Below are 21,870 nucleotides of genomic sequence, written 5' to 3'. Positions count from 1 at the left end.
CCCCATGACCACAGACTTGCAGACAACCCGCACTGCACCCCGTATTGTCACGCTGGTGTTGCTCACCTCGCTGAGCGTGCTTTCGCTCAACATGTTTCTGCCCTCGATGGAGCGGATGGCACAGGATTTTCAGGCTGACTACGGTCTCATGTCGTTGTCGCTCGGGGGGTATCTTGCCGCCTCCGCGGTGTTTCAGATGATCTTAGGGCCGATCAGCGACAAGATAGGCCGCCGCAAGGTGATGTTGTTCGGAATAGCGGTGTTCACCTTGGCTTCGGTGGGCTGTGCATTGGCAGAGAACGTCTATGTTTTCCTGTGTTTTCGCATGGTGCAATGCTTTGTCGGAGTGGGCATGGTTCTGTCACGTGCAGTGGTGCGCGATATGGCCCCGCCGGAAGAGGCGGCGCGGCTCCTGGGAGTGATTGGAACCGCGATGGCATTGGCACCACTGCTGGGGCCGGTATTGGGCGGACTGCTCGACGAGGCTTTTGGCTGGCGCGCAACCTTCTGGGCGTTTGTGGTCATGGGTTCGGCTCTGCTGGTTCTGACCTGGTCCGATATGGGCGAAACCAATCTTTCCCCCTCGACCAGCTATGTCGAACAGTTTCGCTCCTATCCTGAATTGTTTCGTGCGCAGCTTTTCTGGGCCTATTGTGTGCTTCTTGTCTTCTCGGTAGGGGGCTTTTTCGCCTTTCTCGGAGGCGCGCCACAGGTTGGCGCCGCCGCCTATGGGCTGACACCGGCGCTCGTGGGGGTCGGCATGGGCTCGATCTCAGCCGGGTTCATGGCAGGCAATATCGTCAGCGCGCGCAAGGGCGGAGCATGGGGAATCGTGCGGTTGATGACGCTGGGGCGCTGGTTTGCCACGCTGGGGCCGCTGGCGGCGCTCGGGCTGATTGTGGCGGGAATTTCGCACCCCGCAGTGTTGTTTGGCGGGGCGATTTTCGTCGGCATTGGCAACGGGTTGACCCTGCCGGGCGCCAACGCCGGGGTGATGTCGGTGGCGCCTCGGTTGGCCGGGTCCGCCTCGGGTCTATCCGGCGCTCTGACCCTGGCGGGCGGGGCGGCGATTTCGACCATCGTAGGCGCGCTTGTCAGCAATGCTTTTGGGGTGCATGTGCTGCTTGCGTCGTTGGTGATCACCAGTGGCATCGGGCTTGCTGCCGCCGTTGCCGTAGGGCGGCTTGAAGAAGGGCGCGCGCTGTTGTAAAGCGCAGCTTTTCAAAGCCGCGCGCCCATGATAGCAGGGCGCCAAATCATTCAAACCTCACCAGAAGCAGGAGCCCCCTAAATGGCACTCGAACGCACTTTCTCGATCATCAAACCCGACGCCACCAAACGCAACCTCACCGGCAAGATCGTCGCCAAGTTTGAAGAGGGCGGCCTGCGCGTCGTGGCGCAAAAGCGCATCCATCTGACCAAGGCCCAGGCCGGCGTGTTTTATGGTGTGCACAAGGAACGCCCGTTCTATGACGAACTCTGCGAGTTCATGTCGAGCGAGCCGATTGTTGTGCAGGTTCTGGAAGGTGAAAACGCCATCGCGCGCAACCGCGAAATCATGGGCGCGACCAACCCGGCCGAAGCCGCCGACGGCACGATCCGCAAGGAATTCGCCCTGTCGATCGGTGAAAACTCGGTGCACGGATCGGACGCGCCAGAGACTGCCAAAGAAGAGATCGCTTACTTCTTCTCGGGTCTTGAACTGGTCGGCTGAACCTCCGGCAACGTGATTTGCACGACCGCCATTCAGGAAGTGTCGCGCGATGATCTGGCAGGCGAGGAACGGTGTCTCTTTCGCCTGAGTATTTCGAACATATGAAAAAGGGCCGCTTCCGGATCGGAGTGGCCCTTTTTGCGTGCGCGTTATCTGCGAGGTCATGTCTGGAGGTCGTCCGGGTGCTCAATCTCGCGTGCGCCCCCGCGCTGCCACTGCGCGCGGTGGGGCTTAAAGAGACGCGTAGTCGGTTATTATCGGCTTCGAGCCGATCCTGGGGATCGGTGTCTTGACGCTCTGGGGTGATTTTTCAGGTTTGGACGGGGCCTGTCTGGTTGGTTTTGCCTGTGCCATATCTCTGCTCCTTTACCTCGAACTGATCAAAAACGTCCGGCCTTATAAGCGTCTGGCCGGCTTGCGCCGGGGGCGCTTTGTTAACAGGTATCGCTGCACGTTTGGCGGGAAATCAGGTTGTGACAGGGCGGGAATGTGACCAAAATGTGGCATGTGGTTGAGCGTGACCTTTCGGTCACGCAAACGCGTGTGCATTTTTCTCGTCAACCAAGGCAACAGCCGCTTGACGCCCCGCGCACGCTTGCCTAAACACGGGCGCATCGCCTTGGCCATCGGTCAGGGGGACGGTAGCGAGCGGTTGTAGCTCAGTTGGTTAGAGTACCGGCCTGTCACGCCGGGGGTCGCGGGTTCGAGCCCCGTCAACCGCGCCACCGCTGCCTTGATAAAAGCGCCTCCCGGAAACGGGGGCGCTTTTTTCGTTTCTGATATACGCAACGACATGCGACAGAACGGCGATATTTCCATGAAATATCCGGGTGGCAGATGCTGTCTGGAAGCAGGAGTGAGATTGCGCAGTTACCGTGGCGTGCGACAGACTACATTCGTGACAAATCGGCATTGACCTCTGCCGACACCTGCACTATCTCAGCCCCCACGCGCGGTTGTAGCTCAGCTGGTTAGAGTACCGGCCTGTCACGCCGGGGGTCGCGGGTTCGAGCCCCGTCAACCGCGCCACTTTCCCCCTTCAATGATCAGCCCGCTGAAAGATGAAAAAGGCGAACCCATGCGCATTTTCGATCATCTCCCCTGGAACCTGTTGATCATTGCGGCCCTCACGCTTGGGCTGGCACCGTTCCTTCCCGAGCCGCACATCTGGGAAAAGCTCAGGATGTTGGTGCAAGGCGCGCTGACACGGCCCGTCGATATCTTCGATCTGGTAATGCATGGCGCGCCTTGGTTGTTGATCGTGTTCAAGACGATCCGCGAGTTTACCCGCCCTCAGTCGGGCGCGTAGTCATAGCCAAGCGCAGATTCGGTCTCAAGATCGAGATGCTCCATCATGAACGCATGGTCTTGGGCGCTAAGATCGGTTGGTGTTGCCACCGGCACAGCGCGGCTGAAACGATTGCCCAGACGGTTCGTCACCGGCTTGATGCGTAGCCCCTTGAGCGGCAACCCCAGCTCTTCGATCATCGTGGCAGCAAAACCGGTCTGGTCGATCTGAGCCAATTCTGCCTTGACCACGAGAACATTGCAGTCGCGGTTGAGCATCCCAAGATGCGCTGCCTGCTTGACGGCGCGAAGCTCGAACAGGTTGGCAAAACGCTTGCCGCTGATCGGGTGGCGATCAAATTGCAGCTCGGCGCCTTCGACCAGCGGCACAAGCTCTGGATGGATCTCTTCAAAGTCGCTGGGCCGGTCAACGATGCTGCGCCATTCGGCACGCAAGAAATCGGAAAATTCAAGCTTTTGCAAATCGGGATGGGCGTGCCAGGGGCGCTTGTGCATCGAAAGCGCCCAACTCACCGCGTTGCGCACGACGACGATGGTCAGAAGCTCGGCGGGAAGGGCAACCATATGCGGCGCGCTGTGTTTCCAGCCCAAGCCTTCTGTGCGGTAGAGGTCGATATTCTTGTCAATCACCTTGCGCACCATATTGGTGGCGGTGGCGCGTTCGCCGATCACCTGAAACTGGCTCAGCGGCACGTCGGTGACGCGTTTGAGATACCAGCCTCGGCTGGCCATGGTCCCAGAGAAATCATTCGGTAACATCGGCTGCTCGCGCCTTTGGGGTTTTCTCTATTCTGCCCGCAAGCGGCGCATGACAAAAGCCGTTTTTTCGATTCTCAGCGTTGCGGAAAGCAGTTAAAGCGTTTCGACTTAGACCTGAGACAGGGTTAAGTCGAAACGCAGCACAACTCATCAATGTTGTGGGCGCTTCGAGGCAAACTTATGATTCAAGTTTATCTCGAAACGCTTTAGGTTGCATCAAAACGCGTCGACACGTGGCGCAAGAGCGAGATGGTGAGCAGATGCAATCAAAAGTGGCCGCTGTGACGATGGTGCGGGATGATCTGTTCTTCCTGCGCGCCTGGCTGCATCATTATGGCGTGGTGTTGGGGCGCGAGAATTGCTACATCATCAATCACGGGCGCGGGCAGGGCGTGGCTGATCTGGCCACGGGCTGCAACATCATTGGCATTCCGGGTGACGCGCACAAGAATTTCGATATGAAACGCTGGCGTTTGCTCAATAATATCGTGATGGGGCTGCGCAGTTACTACGATCATATCGTGGTGGGCGATGTTGACGAACTGGTCGTGGTCGATCCGGCGTCGGGCAAAAATCTTCTGGAATATCTGAGTAATACGCCGATCCGTAGGGTGCTTACACCGCTAGGTCTTGAGGTGATTCACCGGATTGATGTGGAACCCCAAGCGGTGACGGATCGCATTCTTGGGCCGCGCCGCCACGTGCGTCTGGCACCGCACTACTCCAAGCCCTGTGTGATTTCAGTAGGCACCAAGATTGCGCGCGGCGGACATTTTACCCAATATGGCAAGCTCATAGCGCCCGACGACCTCTATCTCTTCCACCTCAAGTTCTGCGATTTCCCCGAGTATTCCGAGGCGATGAACCGGCGCAACGCGGTGACGCAGGAGATCGGCGCAAGCGTCAAGGAAACTGCCATCGGGCGGCACTGGTTCGCCGAAGCGCGCGGCGAGGATCGCGCCACCTTTGAGGCGTTTGCGGATATGGAAAATGTCGAAGGGTTTGACATGACGCCCTATCGCGACGAGATGCGCACAAGTTTCCGGGCGCGCGGCGACACTGGCTTCTTCGAATTCGATCGCCCCGATTATGATCTGCAATTTGAATTGCCCGAACGGTTCTTCGGGGTGTTCTGAAGGCGCAACGCCGCTGTCAGTTCACCACGATCCAGCCATTGCCGAGCGGATCGCTCTTGCCGTTGGTGAGAAGATCGACCAAGACCAGCGGCGGGGCGTTGAAACCATGTGTCTTGCCCCCGGCGGCGGCGCCGATGGGGAAGTTCATCAGGGCGATTGCGGCAATAGCAAAGGCGCTGAGCAGCGTGGCGGATTGGAAAAGCGCTTTCATGGCGGTGTCCTTCGATCTTTCGCGGTGTTGATCGAAAGATGGGGCAGGGCACCTTTGTAATACAAAAACAGCCCGCACATGGCGGGCTGTTATTCGATATCAAGCAAGGTTAAGACGTTGATATATAATCGTATTATCAGGCGAGCATAAGCATCGGGTTTTCGAGGTTTTCAACGATCGCCTTGAGCAGTTCTGCGCCCAATGCACCATCAATCACCCGGTGATCAACGCTGAGCGTAACTGACATCACGATTGCAGTGGTCACTTCGCCGTCCATTCCCACCACCGGTTTCTTCACACCGGCACCCACGGCCAATATCGCACCATGCGGCGGGTTGATCACCGCATCGAAATTGTCGATCCCGAACATGCCGAGGTTGGAAATGGCAAAGCTGCCACCTTGGTATTCATGCGGTGCCAGCTTGCGGTCGCGCGCGCGGGCGGCGAGGTCTTTCATCTCGGCCGAGAGCGCCGAAAGCGATTTCATTTCTGCGTCTTTCAGCACGGGCGTGAACAGCCCGCCCTCAATCGCGACGGCCACAGCAACATCCGAGGGCTTGAGCTTGATGATCCGGTCCCCGGCCCAGACGGCATTGGCATCGGGCACGGCCTGAAGCGCAAGGGCGCAAGCCTTGATGATGAAGTCATTGACCGAAAGCTTCACGCCACGCGATTCAAGTTGCTTGTTGAGATCACTGCGGAATTTCATCAGCGCATCGAGCTTGATATCGCGGCGCAAATAGAAATGCGGGATGGTCTGCTTGGCCTCGGTCAGGCGCGCCGCAATGGTCTTGCGCATCCCGTTGAGAAGAACTTCTTCGGTCTCGCGGTCGGCATAGATTTTCGCGACCGCCTCGGCGCTCGCACTCTGCGCCATCGGCGCGGCGGCGGGAGCGGAAGCAGAGGCTGCCGGGGCGGCGGCTGGCGCGCTGGTCTGCACATCGCCAATCACATCGGCTTTGACGATGCGCCCCTTGGGGCCAGAGCCCTTGATCTGGGCCAGATCGAGCCCCTTGTCGGCGGCGATGCGCCGCGCCAGCGGGCTGGCAAAAAGACGTTTGCCATCATCACCTTGCGGCGCGGCGGGGGCAGGGGACGCGGGCGTGGAATCAGCTTTTTTCTCTTCCTTGGCCGGTGCGGCTTTCGCCTCGGCCGCTTTGGCAGGCGCAGCGTCACCGATATCATCCGCGCTTTCGCCCTCTTCCAACAAAACGGCGATGGCGGTGTTGACCTTCACCCCCTCAGAGCCTTCGCTCACCAGGATCTTGCCGATCACGCCTTCGTCGACGGCTTCGAACTCCATCGTTGCCTTGTCGGTCTCGATTTCGGCCAGAAGATCGCCCGCCGAGACGGTGTCGCCCTCCTTGACCAGCCATTTCGCCAGCGTGCCTTCTTCCATCGTAGGAGACAGGGCGGGCATGAGAATTTCTGTGGGCATCGCCTTGGTCTCCTTAGCGGTAGGTCACTTGTTTCACGGCCTCGATCACCTCGTCGGTGGTCAACAGCGCGTGTTTTTCGAGATTGGCGGCATAAGGCATCGGCACATCCTTACCGGTGCAGTTGATCACCGGCGCGTCGAGGTAATCAAACGCGCGCTGCATGATCGTCGCCGAGATGTGATTGCCGATCGAACAGACCGGCCAGCCCTCTTCCACAGTGATGCAGCGGTTGGTCTTCATCACGCTTGCCAGCACGGTGTCATAGTCAATCGGGCGCAGAGTGCGCAGGTCGATCACCTCGGCCTCGATACCCTCTTCTGCAAGCTTTTCAGCGGCTTCCAGCGCATATTGCATGCCAATTCCAAAGCTGACGATGGTGACATCAGACCCCTCGCGCCAGATGCGGGCCTTGCCAAACGGCACGGTGTAATCCTCGATCACCGGCACATCAAAGCTGCGGCCATAGAGGATTTCGTTTTCAAGGAAGATCACCGGGTTGGGATCGCGGATCGCGGTTTTCATCAGGCCTTTGTAGTCGGAGGCCGAATAGGGCATCACAACGCGCAGGCCCGGCACCTGGGAATACCAAGCGGCGTAATCCTGTGAGTGCTGCGCGCCAACCCTTGCGGCGGCACCGTTGGCACCACGGAAAACGATGGGCGCGCCCATTTGGCCGCCCGACATATAGAGCGTTTTTGCAGCAGAGTTTATAATCTGGTCAATGGCTTGCATGGCGAAGTTAAACGTCATGAACTCGACAATCGGGCGCAAGCCGGCGAACGACGCGCCGACCCCGATACCGGTAAAACCATGCTCGGTAATCGGCGTGTCGATCACGCGCTTGGGGCCAAATTCGTCCAGCATGCCTTGGCTGATCTTGTAGGCGCCCTGATATTCGGCGACCTCTTCCCCCATCAGGAAAACTGTGTCGTCGCGGCGCATTTCTTCGCTCATCGCGTCGCGCAGGGCTTCGCGCACCGTCTGTTTCTTGACCTCGGTGCCTTCGGGCCAGTCGGGCGAGCGATCTGGCTTGGGGGTCTCGTCGGGCCGGTCGGTTACGGTGACGGGCGCGGCGGCTGGGGCGGTGACGGGCGCGGCGGCGTCATCGGATGCCGGGGCATCCGCCGCGCTCTTGATGTCGTCCGCGCTTTCGCCCTCGTCCAGCAGCACGGCGATGGCGGTGTTGACCTTCACGCCCTCGGTGCCCTCGGCCACCAGGATCTTGCCAATCACGCCCTCATCGACGGCTTCGAATTCCATCGTTGCCTTGTCGGTTTCGATCTCGGCCATGATATCGCCGGACGATACTGTATCGCCTTCTTTCACCAGCCATTTCGCCAATGTGCCCTCTTCCATCGTGGGGCTTAGCGCGGGCATGAGAATTTCGGTTGGCATATTACGCATCTCCCTGGGGTGTAATCAATCCGACGACATTTCCCTGTCCGTCTTCAACATAGGCACAACGGCCAATGTCGGGATAATCCTGTGGTGGCAAGGCTTCGGCGCCACCGTTGGCCAATGCCCAAGCATATCGCTCATCGCAGTCAGCGACCTCAAACGTCATCGTGCCGCCCCGGATTGGCGAGCCGGCATCAGGGGCATTGCCCATCCGCCGCATCATGCCGCCGGTCAGCGCGTTGTCGCCGCCGATTTCGTTCCCTTTGATCAGATGATAGGCCGCGTCCTCCGCGCCAGCCATCGGTTCAAACGTCCAGCCGAGCAGGGCACCGTAGAACGCCTTGGCTGCATCGACATCGGTTACATGAACTTCGAAATGTGGCATCAGGCCGTCGCTTCCTGCGGGGCTTGATCGGCGTAAATGTCAGTCCAAAGCTCTTCGAGCGCCGGTTCGGGGCTTTCGCGGGCAAATTCGGCGGCGTCGTTGATGATCGCCTTGATCTCCTTGTCGATCGCCTTGAGATCATCCTCGGTGGCGTGTTTGCCGGTCAGCAACAGATCGCGCACATGCTCGATGGCGTCGGATTTCTCGCGTATCTTCTGAACCTCTTCGCGGGTGCGGTATTTCGCCGGGTCAGACATCGAGTGGCCGCGATAACGATAGGTCATCACTTCGAGAATGTAGGGGCCTTTGCCAGAACGGCAGTGATCCACCGCCTTCTGCCCGGCGGCCTTGACCGCCAGCACATCCATGCCATCGACCGTCTCACCGGGGATGCCGAAAGCTTCGCCACGGGTGTGGATATCGGCCGACGAGGTTGAGCGCTGTTGCGACGTGCCCATGGCGTATTTGTTGTTCTCGATCACGAACACGACCGGCAAATCCCAAAGCGCGGCCATGTTGAACGTCTCATAGACCTGACCCTGGTTCGCCGCGCCATCGCCGAAATAGGTGAAGGTGACACGCTTGTTGTCGAGATACTTGTCGGCAAAAGCCAGCCCCGCGCCAAGCGGCACCTGTGCTGCAACAATGCCATGGCCGCCATAGAAATGCTTCTCCTTGGAGAACATGTGCATCGAGCCACCCTTGCCCTTGGAATAGCCGCCCTCGCGCCCGGTCAATTCGGCCATGACGCCGCTTGCTTCCATGCCACAGGCCAGCATGTGGCCGTGATCGCGATACGAGGTGATGCGCTTGTCGCCTTCCTCGGCACAGGCCTCCAGACCCACAACAACCGCCTCCTGACCGATATAGAGATGGCAGAACCCGCCGATCAGCCCCATGCCATAGAGTTGGCCGGCCTTTTCCTCGAATCGCCGGATCAACAGCATGTCACGGTAATAGGCTTTAAGCTCGTCGCCGGAAGTGTTTGATTTCTTGGATGGTTTTTTGGCGGCCATGAAATCTCGCCTCCCTGCAGGTGAAAGTGGTTTAACGTTAAACTATATATTACAGTATTCCGCTACGTCATGCGAGTGAAATTTGCCGGGCCGCGAGAGCTGCACTTGGCTGTCGTGCGACTTGCGTCCGGCAACGATTGCTTGCGTGCGAAAACTGACCGATAGGCCGGGGGGCAAAGCTTGGTGCCGGGGCGCGCGGTTAGCGGATTACGATCTCATCCGCGCGGATCAGCCCGAGTACGTCACGCGCCTGTTGGTCCAGCAGGTCAAGATCGAGATAGCTGTCCGATAACCGATGTGTCAGGTTTTCCATCCGCGCAACCTGGGCCTCAAGCGCTTCAAGCTTGATGGTCAGAACGCGGCTCTGGGCGTCGATCTCGGCACGGCGAAACAGGCCGTAATCACCCTGCACGGCGGCAAATGTGAAATAGAGGCCAAGCAACAGCGAGACGCCGAAAAACGCCATGCCACCCAATGCGGGCCGATATCCCCGTGCAAAACCTGCCATTGTTTCCGTCTGCCGTCTCGGGGCGTTTTCGCCCTCGTTTGCCTCGTCTCGCGTCGTTGTGACGCAAGGAAAACACTGCCACAGGGGGGCTGGCTTGTGAATCCCCCTTTTGCGGCGCGCGCCGATTTGTTCTGATTGCGCCGAAGGGAGAGACCAAAATGACACATTCCGCACCGCACAGCGATTTGCCCACCCATGAGGTTGAAAATCAGCCCATGCCCGCAAGCGGCGCCGATCTCTGGATCAGCGATCCGGTGCTGCGTGACCACATGGCATTGTCAGATGCGGCCCCGGCGCCGCTGGCCGAATATGGTGCCCTTATGGGGAGCGAGGAGATGCGCGAAGCGGGCCGCGCAGCCAACCGCCACCCGCCCGAATTGGTCAGCTTTGATCGCTCCGGGCGCAGGCTCGACGAGGTGCGCTTTCACCCGGCCTATCACACCCTGATGCAGGCCGGGCTTGAGGCCGGGTTTTCTGCCGCACCCTGGGACGGCACGCCGGGTGGCCACAGCGCACATACCGCGATGTGCTACATGACCAGCCAGATCGAACCTGGTGTGACCTGTCCGATGGTGATGACATTCGCGGCCGTCCCTGCGCTGGCTGCCGATACCGGGCTGGCGGCGGATTGGGTGCCCAAACTGACGGCGCGTGCCTATGACACCGCGCGCGCGCCGGTGAACGACAAACGCGGCGTGACGCTGGGCATGGCGATGACCGAGAAACAGGGCGGCTCGGATGTGCGCGCCAATTCCACGCTGGCAACACCCGATGGCGACGCCTATCGGCTGCGTGGGCATAAATGGTTTTGTTCGGCCCCGATGAGCGACGGGTTCTTGACACTGGCGCAGGCGCCGGGGGGATTGACCTGTTTTCTGGTGCCACGCTGGCTGAGCGGCGAACGCAACACCATTCATGTCATGCGGTTGAAGGAGAAGCTTGGCAACAAGGCCAATGCCAGCTCCGAGATCGAGTATCACGACGCGATCGCCTGGCGGCTGGGCGACGAGGGCAAGGGTGTGAAGACCATCATCGAGATGGTGCATCACACGCGGCTCTCGACCTCGGTGGCGCCTGCCGGGTTGATGCGTGGCGCGCTGGCCGAGGCGAAATGGTGGGTTGAAGGGCGGCGCGCGTTTCAGCGGCGACTGATCGATCAGCCGATGATGCGCAGCGTTCTGGCCGATCTGGCGCTTGATTTCGAAGGCGCAGCGGCGCTGGCCTTTCGTATCGCGCGCGCGTTTGATGGCGCAACCGAGACGGATCGCGCGTTTTCGCGCATCGCTGTGGCGTTGGCGAAATTCCTTGGCAACAAACTCTGCCCGAGCGTGGTTTACGAGGCGATGGAGTGTCTCGGCGGGGTGGGTTACACCGATGACACGCCGCTGCCGATGCTGTTTCGCGAAACACCTCTGAATTCAATCTGGGAGGGCTCGGGCAACGTGATCTGCCTTGATGTGCTGCGCGCGCTGTCTCGCGATGGCGCGGCTGCAGACGCCTTGCGCGCAGAATTTGCCGCCGCCAAGGGCGTCAGCCGGACCTATGATGCGGCACTGGCCGCGCATATGGAGCGTTGGCCAGGGCTACCCGACGAGGCAGAGGCGCGTTGGTTCGTCGAAAGCCTGGCAACGCTGCTCACCGCGTCGGTCTTGCTACGCTTTGCCCCCGGCGCAGTCGGCGATGGCTATGCCGCAACGCGCCTTGAAGTGGCGGGGCGCGGACGGGTTTACGGTGCTGTGCGCGGGCTTGATACAGGTGCTATATTGGAGCGATTGGGATGATGTTTCAGACATATGGCGACTACGAGGCGCGCGTACGGGAAAGCTTTGCAGCGCAACCGGCGATGAAAACCATGGGCATCGACATTGTCGATGTAGCGCCGGGCGAGGTCTGGTTATCACTGCCGTTTGATTCAGCCCTGACCCAGCAACACGGCTTCCTGCATGCCGGGGTGGTGACGTCGGCCTTGGACACTGCCGCCGGTTTTGCCGCCTATACGTTGATGCCCGAAGATGCAGGCGTGCTGACGGTGGAGCTTAAAACCTCGCTGATGGCCCCGGCCAAAGGGCAGCGGTTCAACATCCATGCACGGGTGCTTAAACCGGGCCGCACGCTGATCTTCACCGAAGCGGTGGCCACGGCGATTGACGGTGAAAGCGCGCGCGAGATTGCCCGGCTGAGTGCTACGATGATGGTGGTTCAGGGGCGCGATGACGTGAAAGGGTAAGCGGTCATTTGCGCCAATACATCTGTGCCACCCAGAGCACCAATGCGCGCGGCATGAAGCGGAGCGAAAAGCCGATCAGTTTGTAAAGCAAGCCCGGCACGACCATGCGCTTGCCTGCCATCATGCCTTGCCAGCCGACGCGCGCAACCGCCTCCGGGCGGGCCTTGGGCAGGAATTTCAGCGCCAACGCGCCGTTGACATTTCCGGCGTCAAAAAAGCCGGTCTCGGTAGGGCCTGGGCAGAGCGCGGTGACGCTGACGCCGCTCGGTTTGAGATCGACGCTGGCGGCCTCGCTGAGATAGAGCAAGTAAGCCTTGGAGGCATGATAGGTCGCCATACCCGGCCCCGGCATGAAGGCAGCAGAAGATGAGACGTTGAGGATGTATCCGCGCCGTTTGGCGGCCATCTCGACCGCCGCGGCTTTCATCAGAGCGGTGGCGGCGACAACATTGACCGCGACGACCGATTGCTCCTGTGCGGCAATGCCGGGGTTGCTGACGGGGCCATGCACGCCGAGGCCCGCATTATTGACCAGAACCGTGATCTCACGCCCGCTGCTGGCCTCTTGCCAAAGTGCAGCACCCGCGTCGGGCAGGCTCAGATCGGCCGCGATACAGACCACGTCGCGTCCCATCGCGCGCAGCTCGTCGGCCAAAGGCTCCAACCGCGCCAAACTGCGCGCGCTCAGAATGAGGTCATAACCCGCTCGGGCGGCTTCGCGAGCAAGATGTGCTCCGATTCCGCCCGAAGCGCCAGTGATCAGGCAAAAGGATGTCATCGCGCGTTTCCTTCAATAAGGCGCGCACTGCGCACCCGGTTGTTTGCACGCGAGCCAGTCAAGGTTGGGGGCGCTGCCCCCAAACCCCCGGGAATACTTAGTGCAAGATGAAGGGTAAGAAGGCCTGCACCTTCATCTTGCTCAAAATATCCCCGCCGGAGGCTCCCGACCGTTGCCAGAGACGCGATGGTTGAGCAGTCAGCCACCCAACGCCGCCACGCCCGGCAGGGTCTTGCCTTCCATCCATTCAAGGAACGCTCCGCCTGCAGTGGATATATAGGTAAAATCTTCGGCGGCGTCGGCCTGATTGAGCGCGGCCACCGTGTCGCCGCCGCCAGCCACCGAAATCAGCTTACCTGCGCGCGTGAGCGCGCCAGCCTTCAGAGCGGCCGCATTGGTTGCCGCATCAAAGGGGGTGATTTCGAAGGCGCCCAAAGGGCCATTCCAGATCAATGTCCTGGCGGTTTCAAAGGTGGCGCAGATGCGGGATACCGTGTTTGGGCCGGCATCGAGGATCATCGCGTCGGCCGGGCATTCGGTGGCGGGCAGGGTTTCATGCGCAGCGTTGGCTGCGAATTCGCGTGCGATGACCACATCTTCGGGCAGGATGATCTCGCAACCTGTCGTCATGGCCTTGGTCATGATCTCGCGGGCGGTGTCAGCCATGTCGTGTTCGCAGAGCGATTTGCCAACGTCGACCCCTTGCGCGGCGAGGAAGGTGTTGGCCATGCCGCCGCCAATCACCAGGTGATCGACCTTTTCCACAAGGTTGCTCAGCAGATCGAGCTTGGTTGAGACCTTGGCACCGCCGACCACGGCAACCACCGGGCGGGCGGGCGTGCCGAGAGCCGCTTCAAGCGCTTCGAGTTCAGCCTGCATCAGGCGGCCCGCGCAGGACGGCAGCAGATGCGCCAAACCCGTCGTGCTGGCATGGGCGCGGTGTGCCGTCGAGAAGGCATCGTTGACATAGACATCGCCCAGCGCCGCCAACCGTTTGGCGAATTCGGGGTCGTTCTTTTCTTCGCCCGGATGGAAGCGGATGTTTTCCAGCAAGAGCACATCCGCCGCCAGCGCTTCATCGGTGAGGTTCTCCGCCGCTTCCAGCGTCTCGATGAAGGCAACCGGGCGGCCAAGCGCCTGTTGCAGAGCTTCCAGCGTGACACGCAGCGACAGATCAAGCACGGTCTTGCCCTTGGGGCGGCCGAAATGGGCGATCAGGATGGGCAGGCCACCTTTGGCCAAAATATCGCGCACGGTCGGCACGATTCGCTCGATCCGCGTGGCATCGCTCACCACGCCACCCCGAACCGGCACATTGATATCAACCCGTGTGAGCACCCGTTTGCCGCTCAAGTCCATGTCGTCGAGTGTTTTCCAGCCCATGTGCGTCTCCATTTTCGTCGCGCCTGAATAGGCGCGAGGGGGCGCGGGCGTCAACCGCGTGCTTGTCCCCTGAGGAAAGCCGACATAGGTAAGGGCCATATCATGCTAAGGAGAGCCCCATGGCCGAGATCAAAGACCCCGAGAACACCATCCTGATGGAACTGAAAGACGGCACCGTTACGATTGCGCTGCTGCCTGATATCGCGCCCAAGCATTGCGAGCGGATGAAAGAGCTGGCCCGTGCCGGTGCCTATGACAATGTCGCCTTCCATCGTGTGATCGATGGCTTCATGGCCCAGACCGGCGATGTTGAGCACGCCAATATGGAAAAAGACTACAACCCCGGTCGCGCAGGCACCGGTGGGTCCGACAAGCCCGACCTTCCGGCGGAATTCTCCAAGATCCCGCATGCACGCGGCTCTCTGGGCGCGGCACGTTCGCAGAACCCCAATTCGGCCAATTCGCAGTTCTTCATCAACTTCAAGGACAATGATTTCCTGAATGGCCAATACACCGTCTATGGTCAGGTCATTTCGGGTATGGAGCATGTTGATGCCATCGCCAAGGGTGAGCCGCCTGCGAACCCCGACCGGATGATTAGCGTCAAGGTGGCTGGCGATGCGTAAGCTTGGCTTTGTGCTGGCCCTTCTGGCCAGCCCCGCAGTTGCCACCGAAATGACCATCGAGGTTGAGGGCGAGGGCGCCAACGGCACCGTCACCATCGACCTGCTGGAAGATGTGGCGCCCGGCCATGTCGCCCAGATTTCGGCTCTGGCGCAGGACGGCGCCTATGACGGCGTGGTGTTTCACCGTGTGATCGAAGGTTTCATGGCCCAGACGGGTGATGTGAAATTCGGCAAGATGGGCATGGACATGCGCCGTGCGGGTACGGGCGCGTCGGATCGCCCCAACCTCAAGGCCGAATTCTCTGATGTGCCGTTTGATCGTGGTGTCGTGGGCATGGCGCGTAGCCAAAGCCCAGACAGCGCCAACAGCCAGTTCTTCATCATGTTTGACGAAGGCCATTTCCTCAACGGGCAGTATACCGTTGTTGGCCGCGTCACTGGCGGCATGGATGTGGTCGACGCGATCAAGCGCGGCGACAAGCGTTCCGGTGCCATCACCGGTCAGCCTGACATGATGAAAAAGGTCACGGTTAGCGAATAACCCCTGCAAGGCGCGTGATTTCATGCGCCTTGCCACCTCTCAACATTACACCAATTGTCACAACCGCGTTTTGGGGGTTTGCCAATCGTGTTGCCTCGGCCATCCTGTCGCCAAAGGAGTGGCCCCATGCAAATCGTCCGTTTCCTGACAGTCTGCCTCATCTTCTGTTTCTCTTTGGTGCTGGTTCAATCGGCGCGGGCAGATCCGAATTTCTGGAAGCACGAATGGCCTGACACCGATTTTTCGCGCACATCGGTGCCCAACTGGAGCGAGATCATGTCGGGCGGGCCGCCCAAGGATGGCATTCCGGCGTTGAGCGACCCGTGGTTTATTGATGTCGAAAAAGAACACCGTATCGAAGGGCGCGAGCCGGTGATCACGGTTGAGATCGAGGGCGAAGCGGCACGCGCCTATCCAATCCGCTATCTTACCTGGCATGAAATAGTGAATGACGAGATCGGCAATCTGCCCATTGCTGTCACCTTTTGCCCGTTGTGCAATTCGGCGCTGACGTTTGATCGGCGGGTGAACGGGCGCGAGCTGACGTTTGGTGTGTCGGGCAAGCTTAGAAATTCCGACATGATTATGTATGACCGCGAAACCCAAAGCTGGTGGCAGCAAGCGCTGGGGCAGGGGATCGTGGGCGAAATGACCGGTGTGGAGTTGACCCAGATCGCCAGTTGGATGGAAAGCTGGGATGCGTTCAAGGCGCGCAATCCACGCGGGCAGGTGATGGCCAAGCCGTCACTTACACGCCCCTATGGGCGCAACCCTTATGTGGGCTATGACAGCTTGGCGCGCCCGTTTCTCTATTCTGGCGAACGTCCGCCGCACGGGATTGACCCGCTGACCCGCGTGGTGCGCGTCGGGCGCCGCGCCTGGCCGATGGAGCGATTGCGCCACGCGGGCGAGATACGCGAGGCTGATGTGGTGATTTCATGGTCCGCTGGGCAAGCCTCGGCTTTGGACACGGGACAGATCGGGCAGGGCAAGGACGTCGGCAACATCCGTGTGCGCGATAGCGCGGGGCGCGATGTGGCGCATGATCTGATGTTTGCCTTTGCCTTTCATGCGTTCTGGCCCGATGGGACGTGGATGCTGGGGGAGTGACGCACAACGCCAGCACAGCTCAGTCTTGAGAGCGTGGGAGCTGCAGGCGCCTCAGTCGCACGTCAGGGTTTTGATCTTGCCGGAACTGGCGCGCATGAAGTCATAGGTTTCGCCGGGAGCGACCTCAATCGCGTGATCGCCGCCCCATGCGATGTCGTTGACCTTGCCATAGAGATAGTATTGCGCGACCGGTGTGCGGCTGAGATAGCCGCGCCGGTTGGGCGCGATTGTGAACCAGCCCTCGGTCTGCGTACCGCCCGCGATGGTCTGATATTGCAGGTAAAGTTCGACCGGTTTGGAACACTTGTTGATCACCTGAATGTAGTAGAGCGGATCGATATCCAGTGTATCTTCGCAATCGAGGGTGACCTTGTGATCAAAAAACGCACCATTTGAGCCCCCTGTGGGGATTTCGACGCGACGAAAGCCATAAGGCACCGGATCATCGCGCACAGTGTGCAACTCATCCTCGCCGTTCCACACCCGACCAATCGCCTCGGCGGTGAAATAAAACGTGGTGTCCGTGGTCGGCAAAACAATGCGCTCAGTTCCGGGTTCGACGCCATACCAGCCGCTGGTGACCCATTTGCCGTTGAGATCGACGTGATGCACAGCAACCCTGAGCCGGGTCGAGCAGTCGTTCTTGAACAGGATGCGATGTGCGTCAAGCGCGGCGACAGGCAGCGTGGTGACGACAAGAGCGGCCAACGCCAGCACAAGGCGAGTGAGCATAGCAATTTCCTTCCCCAAGGCGATGCTGCAAAGTGCAGGGGGTTGGCAGGCGTTGTCAAACCAATGCTTAATAACTTGGCGAGATGCTTCAAAGCGGCCAGAACAGCAGGATCAGCGGGATCGATACCGCCACCACGATAATCTCAAGCGGCAGCCCCATGCGCCAGTAATCACCAAAGCGATAGCCACCGGGGCCGAGGATCAGCGTGTTGTTCTTGTGTCCGATAGGCGTAAGGAACGCGCAAGACGCCGCCACCGCCACCGCCATCAGAAACGGATCGGGCGACACGCCCAATGTCTGCGCCATCTGGATGCCAATGGGTGCCGCCACAATCGCCGTCGCCGTGTTGTTCAAGACATCCGAAAGCGTCATCGTAACCACCATCAGGATTGTCAGAATTGCCCAGGGCGCCCAACCTTCGGTGAAGCTGACCAGCGCGCCCGCGATCAACTCGGTTCCCCCCGAGTCCTCCAATGCCGCCCCAAGCGGGATCATCGACCCTAAAAGAACCACAACGGGCCATTCAATATGGTCATAAAGCTCTGAAAGCGGCAGAATGCGCAACAGCACATAGGCCACCGCCACCAGCCCCAATGCGACAGGCAGATAGAGCAACCCGAAGCTGGCCAGGGCCACCGCCCCGGCGAAAAGGCCAATAGCAGACCATGTTTTTGTGTTTTCTGTCACCGCAAGCCCGCGCTGGGCCAAAGGCAGCACGCCCAGCCACTCGGTCACGTCTGGGCCAGTGCCCTTGGGAACCAGCAACAGCAGGATATCGCCCGGCTGCACGACCGTCTTGCGCAAATGATCGCGGATCGGTTTGCCCTGGCGCGAAATCCCCATCACCACGGTATGCTGACGCCAGTGCAGCCCGAGGATCTGCGCTGTTTTCCCGGCGATGCGCGCCTCGGCAGGCACCACCACCTCGATCATATCCAGCCCTTCACCCGCCGCCTTGATCCGCTCCTCGCGGTCGCTTTCGGCAAAGGCGAGCTTGAGTGCAGAGCGGAACTCATCCAGCGCCTCCGGCTCGGCTTCCAGCACCAGCGTGTCACCGGCGCGCAGCACGGCGTTGCGCGCCGCGCCGTAACGCCGCTTGCCATCGCGCACCAGCCCGATGATGGCGACATCGGCCTTTTCGGCCTCACCATCAAGTTCGCTCAGCCGCTGGCCGATCAGCTTGGCATCTTCGGGCACGGTCAACTCGGCGATATAAGCCCCCATATCAGCAACCACCTTCAGCGCATCCTCGCGCTGAGGGATCAACCGCCAGCCGATCAGCGCCACAAAGATCAGCCCGATGATCGCGGTCAACCCGCCAACGGGAGCGAAATCAAACATCTTGAAAGGTTCGCCCAGACGCTCCTCGCGGATCGCGGCGATGATGATGTTGGGTGGCGTTCCGATCAGAGTGGCCATGCCGCCGAGGATGGTGGCAAAGCTGAGCGGCATAAGCGACAGAGAGGGCGCGCGCCCCGCCTTGCGCGCGGTCTGAATATCAACCGGCATCAACAGGGCAAGTGCCGCGACATTGTTCATGAAGGCCGAAAGCACGCCGCCAACCCCGCCCATGATGGCGATATGACTGCCAAGGCTGCGCGAGCTGTCGACCAATGTGCGGGTGATCAGAAGCACCGCGCCCGAACGCATCAGCCCGGCAGAAACAACCAGCACCAATGCGACAATGATGGTGGCGGGATGGCCAAACCCGGCAAACGCGCTTGATGTGTCCACAACACCCAAGACAACCCCGGCCATCAGCGCGCCAAAGGCCACAAGATCATAACGCCAGCGCCCCCAAAGCAAGAGTGCAAAGACGGCTCCGAAGAGCGAAAAGAGGATGATCTGATCATTTGTCATGGGGTCGAGCTTATCCTTGCGCCGGGGCGGTTTCGATCAAAAAGGTGGGGTGCTTGAAAATTGGCGCGCCTCGCAAACCTTGCCTTACATTTCATGCCTGACCTGACCATAGGCCAACATCGCAAACAAGCCGGTGCCGCCGATAATATTACCGACCAGAACGGGCAGGATATGATGGGTGAAGGCGATCAAAATCGGCAGCTCGCCTGTCAAGACAAGGCTGAAAATCTCGTTCGAACCGGCAACCACATGGGTAAACTCGCCCGCTGCGATCAGCCATGTAAAGAGGATGATAATAAATAGCTCAGACCCTTTGGCCGTGGGCAGCATCCACACCAATGCAGCGATCAGGAACCCCGAGGGAATGGCACGCAACATGGCGCTTTGCGGGTCTAATTCCGCGACGTGGCGCGAGATTTCCATGACGGCAGCGAGGATATCGTCGCTTACAATGCCGCCGTGCACGGTGATGGCGGCGGTCAGGAATGTTCCAAGCAGGTTGGCGGCAAACACGATCCCCCAGAGGCGCGCGGTGCGATACCAGCGATGTCGGGTCGGAGAGGCCAGGATGGGCAAAACCACGGTGATCGTGTTCTCGGTGAAAAGCTGCAAACGGGACATGATCACCAACACGAAGCCAAAGGTATAGCCAAAGCTCTCGATCAGGGAGAGAAAAGGGAAATCCGCGCCCAGCCCCGTGCGAATGATACCTTCGGCCAGAACGGAGGTCGAAATGCCGATCCCCGCCGCCACACCCGACCACCAGAGTGACGCTGTCGGGCGGTCGAGCTCTTCTTCGCCTTCACGCAGGATGATCGAATACACCGTCAGCGCCGAAAGGCGGCCATGTTCGGCCACGCTTTCGCGTTCCTCATCGGTCAGCGATTCCTCGGTCCGCGTCGGGGTTTTCTGGCGCGTTTCGCGTTTTGTGACCTTGGCACGCGCTTCTCCGTCGCGTTTCAGATCCTCTGAAAGCGTTTCGGGTGACGTGTCTGACTTGTCGGATCTGTCGATGATGCAATCGCCTTTGTTGGTCTGTATGCGCGCCTGAGAGTCTGGGTTAACGATTGAACGCGCCGAAAGGTTCCCAAAAAACAGGTCACAATCGTTTTTGCGAAATTGCCAGACCCGTCTGCAATCCGCTTGTCTGGATCGAATATCTATCATTGCATTGAATAATGCGAAGCGCTTGGGCGTCAACGGTCGTTTTAGGGTCTGCTTAGCGCGTCGCGCTCTCCTTGTCGCGCCTACGTGCAAGGGCGACGGCGGTGATCAGCGCCAGAAGCATCAGGAACAACGCAAAAGGATAGTTCAGCAGTTTTGAAGGATCGCCATTCAGAAGCGACAGCGTTTGCGACAGCGAAACCTCAAGCCGCGGCGCAAGGAAAAAGGCGATGATGAACACCACCACGGAAATTCCAAACGCCGTCATCACAAAGGCCAGCACGGCAAAGACCAACATCACCCCAACGCCAAACAACCCGCCCGAGGCCAGCGAGACACCGACGAAACACATCAACAAGGCCGAGGCAAAGATGAACGGTTCAGGCGCAGACACCACCCGCACCCAAAGACGCAGACCCAATTGCCCAACCCAGAGGTTCATCAGGTTGGCAAGGATCATCGTGCCAAACAACCCATAGATCAGCCGCCCTTGTTGTTCGAACAAAAACGGCCCCGGCTGCACCCCGTGAATCATGAAGGCCGAAATGATCAACGCCGCACTGACACTGCCGGGAATGCCCAGCGTCAAAAGCGGGATCATATTGGCCCCCATGACCGAGGAATTGGCCGACTCCGACGCGGCGATACCGTGCAGATTGCCTCTGCCAAAACTCTTGGGGTCTTTCGAGGCACTGCGCGCGCTGGCATAGGACATGAAAGCGGCGGCAGTTGATCCGACACCGGGCAGCGCCCCCAAAATGGTGCCAATCACCGCCCCGCGCGCCATGGTATAGCGACACCCCCAATACTCCGCCCAGCTAACCGAACGGTCCTCTTTCGGCTGATTACGCGGCAGGGTAACGGCGGCGCGCACCGTGCCACGGGTTTCGCTCAACCGGCGCAGAAGCTCGGAAATTGCCAGCATCCCGATCGCGACCGAAGCCAGCGGCAGACCGTCATAAAGCTCGTATTGTTCAAAGAAAAAGCGCGGCGTGGCATGTTCCGGGTCGGTGCCCACCATCGCCGCCAAAAGGCCCAGAGAGATGGCAATCACCCCCTTGATCAGCGACCGCCCCATCAATCCGGCAATCACCGCAAAGGCGAGCAGCATGAGCCCCAAAACCTCAACCGGCCCCATTTTCAGCGCCAAAATCGCCAAAGGGGCCGAGACGGTAATCAACACGATATCGCTGAACGTGTCACCGGTGATCGAAGAAAACAGCGCCATCTTGGTCGCCTTCAACGGCTTGCCCTGCTTTGCCAGCGGATAACCATCAAGTGCCGTGGCCGCCGCATCGGGCGTGCCGGGCGTGTTGAGCAACACGGCGGGGATCGCCCCGCCAACCAATCCGCCTTTGTTCACCCCCACCAGAAAGCCAATCCCGGTCAACGCATCCATGCCAAAGGTAAAGGGAATGGCAATCGCCATCGCCATAACCGGCCCAATCCCCGGTACCGCGCCAACAAACTGCCCGACCATAACGCCAAACAACACGAACAGCAGGTTGATCGGCGTGACCGCATCACCAAGCCCTGCCATGATTGTGCTCAGCTCTGGCATGGTTTTGCTCCGA

22 protein-coding genes and 2 tRNA genes are annotated in these 21,870 nt (G+C 59.8%); 11 read left to right on the top strand and 13 right to left on the bottom strand.

Features of this window, described 5'->3' with window-relative positions; all coding sequences use genetic code 11:
• The first annotated feature begins 4 nt into the window (after positions 1 to 4).
• The 5 genes from LZG00_11170 (at position 5) to LZG00_11150 (ending at position 3,023) form a co-directional block, all read left to right on the top strand.
• On the top strand, positions 5 to 1,210 hold the full coding sequence (locus tag LZG00_11170; protein ID MCF3594561.1) for a Bcr/CflA family efflux MFS transporter: 1,206 nt from the start codon (positions 5 to 7) through the stop codon (positions 1,208 to 1,210).
• Positions 1,211 to 1,291: 81 nt separating this feature from the next.
• Positions 1,292 to 1,714, top strand: a complete 423-nt coding sequence (gene ndk / locus LZG00_11165) for a nucleoside-diphosphate kinase (protein MCF3594560.1) — start codon at positions 1,292 to 1,294, stop codon at positions 1,712 to 1,714.
• 648 nt (positions 1,715 to 2,362) lie between these two features.
• Positions 2,363 to 2,439 (top strand) — tRNA-Asp (locus tag LZG00_11160).
• Between the two features lie 227 nt (positions 2,440 to 2,666).
• Positions 2,667 to 2,743 (top strand) — tRNA-Asp (locus LZG00_11155).
• A 49-nt stretch (positions 2,744 to 2,792) separates the two neighbouring features.
• Positions 2,793 to 3,023, top strand: a complete 231-nt coding sequence (locus LZG00_11150; GenBank protein ID MCF3594559.1) for an RND transporter — start codon at positions 2,793 to 2,795, stop codon at positions 3,021 to 3,023.
• Here LZG00_11150 and LZG00_11145 read toward each other — a convergent pair.
• The gene (locus LZG00_11145; protein ID MCF3594558.1) at positions 3,008 to 3,781 is read right to left on the bottom strand and encodes a hypothetical protein; all 774 of its coding nucleotides are present in this window, start codon (positions 3,779 to 3,781) and stop codon (positions 3,008 to 3,010) included. The genes LZG00_11150 and LZG00_11145 overlap by 16 nt on opposite strands.
• Before the next feature lie 260 nt (positions 3,782 to 4,041).
• On the opposite strand from LZG00_11145, the gene LZG00_11140 reads away from it, so the two are divergent.
• A complete protein-coding gene (locus LZG00_11140; protein ID MCF3594557.1) occupies positions 4,042 to 4,917 on the top strand; it encodes a glycosyltransferase family 2 protein in 876 nt (291 codons plus the stop codon).
• Positions 4,918 to 4,933: 16 nt separating this feature from the next.
• On the opposite strand, the gene LZG00_11135 is transcribed toward LZG00_11140, so the two are convergent.
• From LZG00_11135 to LZG00_11110, 6 genes are all read right to left on the bottom strand, one after another.
• Positions 4,934 to 5,128 (bottom strand): hypothetical protein, encoded by a 195-nt coding sequence (locus LZG00_11135; GenBank protein MCF3594556.1) that lies wholly within the window; start codon positions 5,126 to 5,128, stop codon positions 4,934 to 4,936.
• 136 nt (positions 5,129 to 5,264) lie between these two features.
• Positions 5,265 to 6,566 carry a pyruvate dehydrogenase complex dihydrolipoamide acetyltransferase gene (locus tag LZG00_11130; protein ID MCF3594555.1) on the bottom strand — a complete coding sequence of 434 codons (1,302 nt, stop codon included), beginning with the start codon at positions 6,564 to 6,566 and terminating at the stop codon, positions 5,265 to 5,267.
• A 13-nt stretch (positions 6,567 to 6,579) separates the two neighbouring features.
• A complete protein-coding gene (locus LZG00_11125) occupies positions 6,580 to 7,962 on the bottom strand; it encodes a pyruvate dehydrogenase complex E1 component subunit beta (protein ID MCF3594554.1) in 1,383 nt (460 codons plus the stop codon).
• 1 nt (position 7,963) lies between these two features.
• A complete protein-coding gene (locus LZG00_11120; GenBank protein MCF3594553.1) occupies positions 7,964 to 8,350 on the bottom strand; it encodes a VOC family protein in 387 nt (128 codons plus the stop codon).
• A complete protein-coding gene (gene pdhA, locus LZG00_11115) occupies positions 8,350 to 9,366 on the bottom strand; it encodes a pyruvate dehydrogenase (acetyl-transferring) E1 component subunit alpha (protein MCF3594552.1) in 1,017 nt (338 codons plus the stop codon). Before pdhA ends, LZG00_11120 begins: the two co-directional genes overlap by 1 nt.
• 199 nt (positions 9,367 to 9,565) lie before the next feature.
• Complete coding sequence (locus LZG00_11110; GenBank protein MCF3594551.1) at positions 9,566 to 9,874, bottom strand: septum formation initiator family protein; 309 nt, start codon at positions 9,872 to 9,874, stop codon at positions 9,566 to 9,568.
• Positions 9,875 to 10,032: 158 nt separating this feature from the next.
• Between LZG00_11110 and LZG00_11105 the strand changes: the two genes are divergently transcribed.
• Positions 10,033 to 11,655, top strand: coding sequence for an acyl-CoA dehydrogenase family protein (locus LZG00_11105; protein MCF3594550.1), 1,623 nt, complete (start codon positions 10,033 to 10,035; stop codon positions 11,653 to 11,655).
• Positions 11,652 to 12,101, top strand: a complete 450-nt coding sequence (locus LZG00_11100; protein MCF3594549.1) for a PaaI family thioesterase — start codon at positions 11,652 to 11,654, stop codon at positions 12,099 to 12,101. Before LZG00_11105 ends, LZG00_11100 begins: the two co-directional genes overlap by 4 nt.
• Positions 12,102 to 12,105: 4 nt before the next feature.
• On the opposite strand, the gene LZG00_11095 is transcribed toward LZG00_11100, so the two are convergent.
• Positions 12,106 to 12,879: an SDR family NAD(P)-dependent oxidoreductase gene (locus tag LZG00_11095; GenBank protein ID MCF3594548.1), complete on the bottom strand. Its 774-nt coding sequence runs from the start codon at positions 12,877 to 12,879 to the stop codon at positions 12,106 to 12,108.
• 198 nt (positions 12,880 to 13,077) lie between these two features.
• Positions 13,078 to 14,262, bottom strand: a complete 1,185-nt coding sequence (locus LZG00_11090) for a phosphoglycerate kinase (protein ID MCF3594547.1) — start codon at positions 14,260 to 14,262, stop codon at positions 13,078 to 13,080.
• Positions 14,263 to 14,381: 119 nt separating this feature from the next.
• Here LZG00_11090 and LZG00_11085 point away from each other — a divergent pair, with 119 nt between their 5' ends.
• The 3 genes from LZG00_11085 to LZG00_11075 all read left to right on the top strand — a co-directional run bounded on the left by LZG00_11085 (position 14,382) and on the right by LZG00_11075 (position 16,539).
• On the top strand, positions 14,382 to 14,888 hold the full coding sequence (locus LZG00_11085) for a peptidylprolyl isomerase (protein MCF3594546.1): 507 nt from the start codon (positions 14,382 to 14,384) through the stop codon (positions 14,886 to 14,888).
• Positions 14,881 to 15,429, top strand: coding sequence for a peptidylprolyl isomerase (locus LZG00_11080; protein ID MCF3594545.1), 549 nt, complete (start codon positions 14,881 to 14,883; stop codon positions 15,427 to 15,429). The genes LZG00_11085 and LZG00_11080 overlap by 8 nt, the downstream gene beginning before the upstream one ends.
• Positions 15,430 to 15,555: 126 nt before the next feature.
• Positions 15,556 to 16,539 (top strand): DUF3179 domain-containing protein, encoded by a 984-nt coding sequence (locus tag LZG00_11075; GenBank protein MCF3594544.1) that lies wholly within the window; start codon positions 15,556 to 15,558, stop codon positions 16,537 to 16,539.
• A 51-nt stretch (positions 16,540 to 16,590) separates the two neighbouring features.
• Here the strand turns inward: LZG00_11075 and LZG00_11070 are convergent, their stop codons facing one another.
• From LZG00_11070 to LZG00_11055, 4 genes are all read right to left on the bottom strand, one after another.
• Complete coding sequence (locus tag LZG00_11070; GenBank protein ID MCF3594543.1) at positions 16,591 to 17,271, bottom strand: DUF1036 domain-containing protein; 681 nt, start codon at positions 17,269 to 17,271, stop codon at positions 16,591 to 16,593.
• 88 nt (positions 17,272 to 17,359) lie between these two features.
• Positions 17,360 to 19,132, bottom strand: a complete 1,773-nt coding sequence (locus LZG00_11065) for an SLC13 family permease (protein MCF3594542.1) — start codon at positions 19,130 to 19,132, stop codon at positions 17,360 to 17,362.
• A gap of 84 nt (positions 19,133 to 19,216) precedes the next feature.
• Complete coding sequence (locus LZG00_11060) at positions 19,217 to 20,299, bottom strand: formate/nitrite transporter family protein (GenBank protein MCF3594541.1); 1,083 nt, start codon at positions 20,297 to 20,299, stop codon at positions 19,217 to 19,219.
• 52 nt (positions 20,300 to 20,351) lie between these two features.
• Positions 20,352 to 21,857: a tripartite tricarboxylate transporter permease gene (locus LZG00_11055; GenBank protein MCF3594540.1), complete on the bottom strand. Its 1,506-nt coding sequence runs from the start codon at positions 21,855 to 21,857 to the stop codon at positions 20,352 to 20,354.
• Between the last annotated feature and the right edge of the window lie 13 nt (positions 21,858 to 21,870).

It is taken from the genome of Rhodobacteraceae bacterium LMO-JJ12 (assembly GCA_021555075.1).
In the GTDB taxonomy this organism is placed as follows: Bacteria; Pseudomonadota; Alphaproteobacteria; order Rhodobacterales; family Rhodobacteraceae; genus JAKGBX01.
Note: the sequence above shows the minus strand (reverse complement) of the source record. Positions and strands in the feature narration are given on the sequence as shown.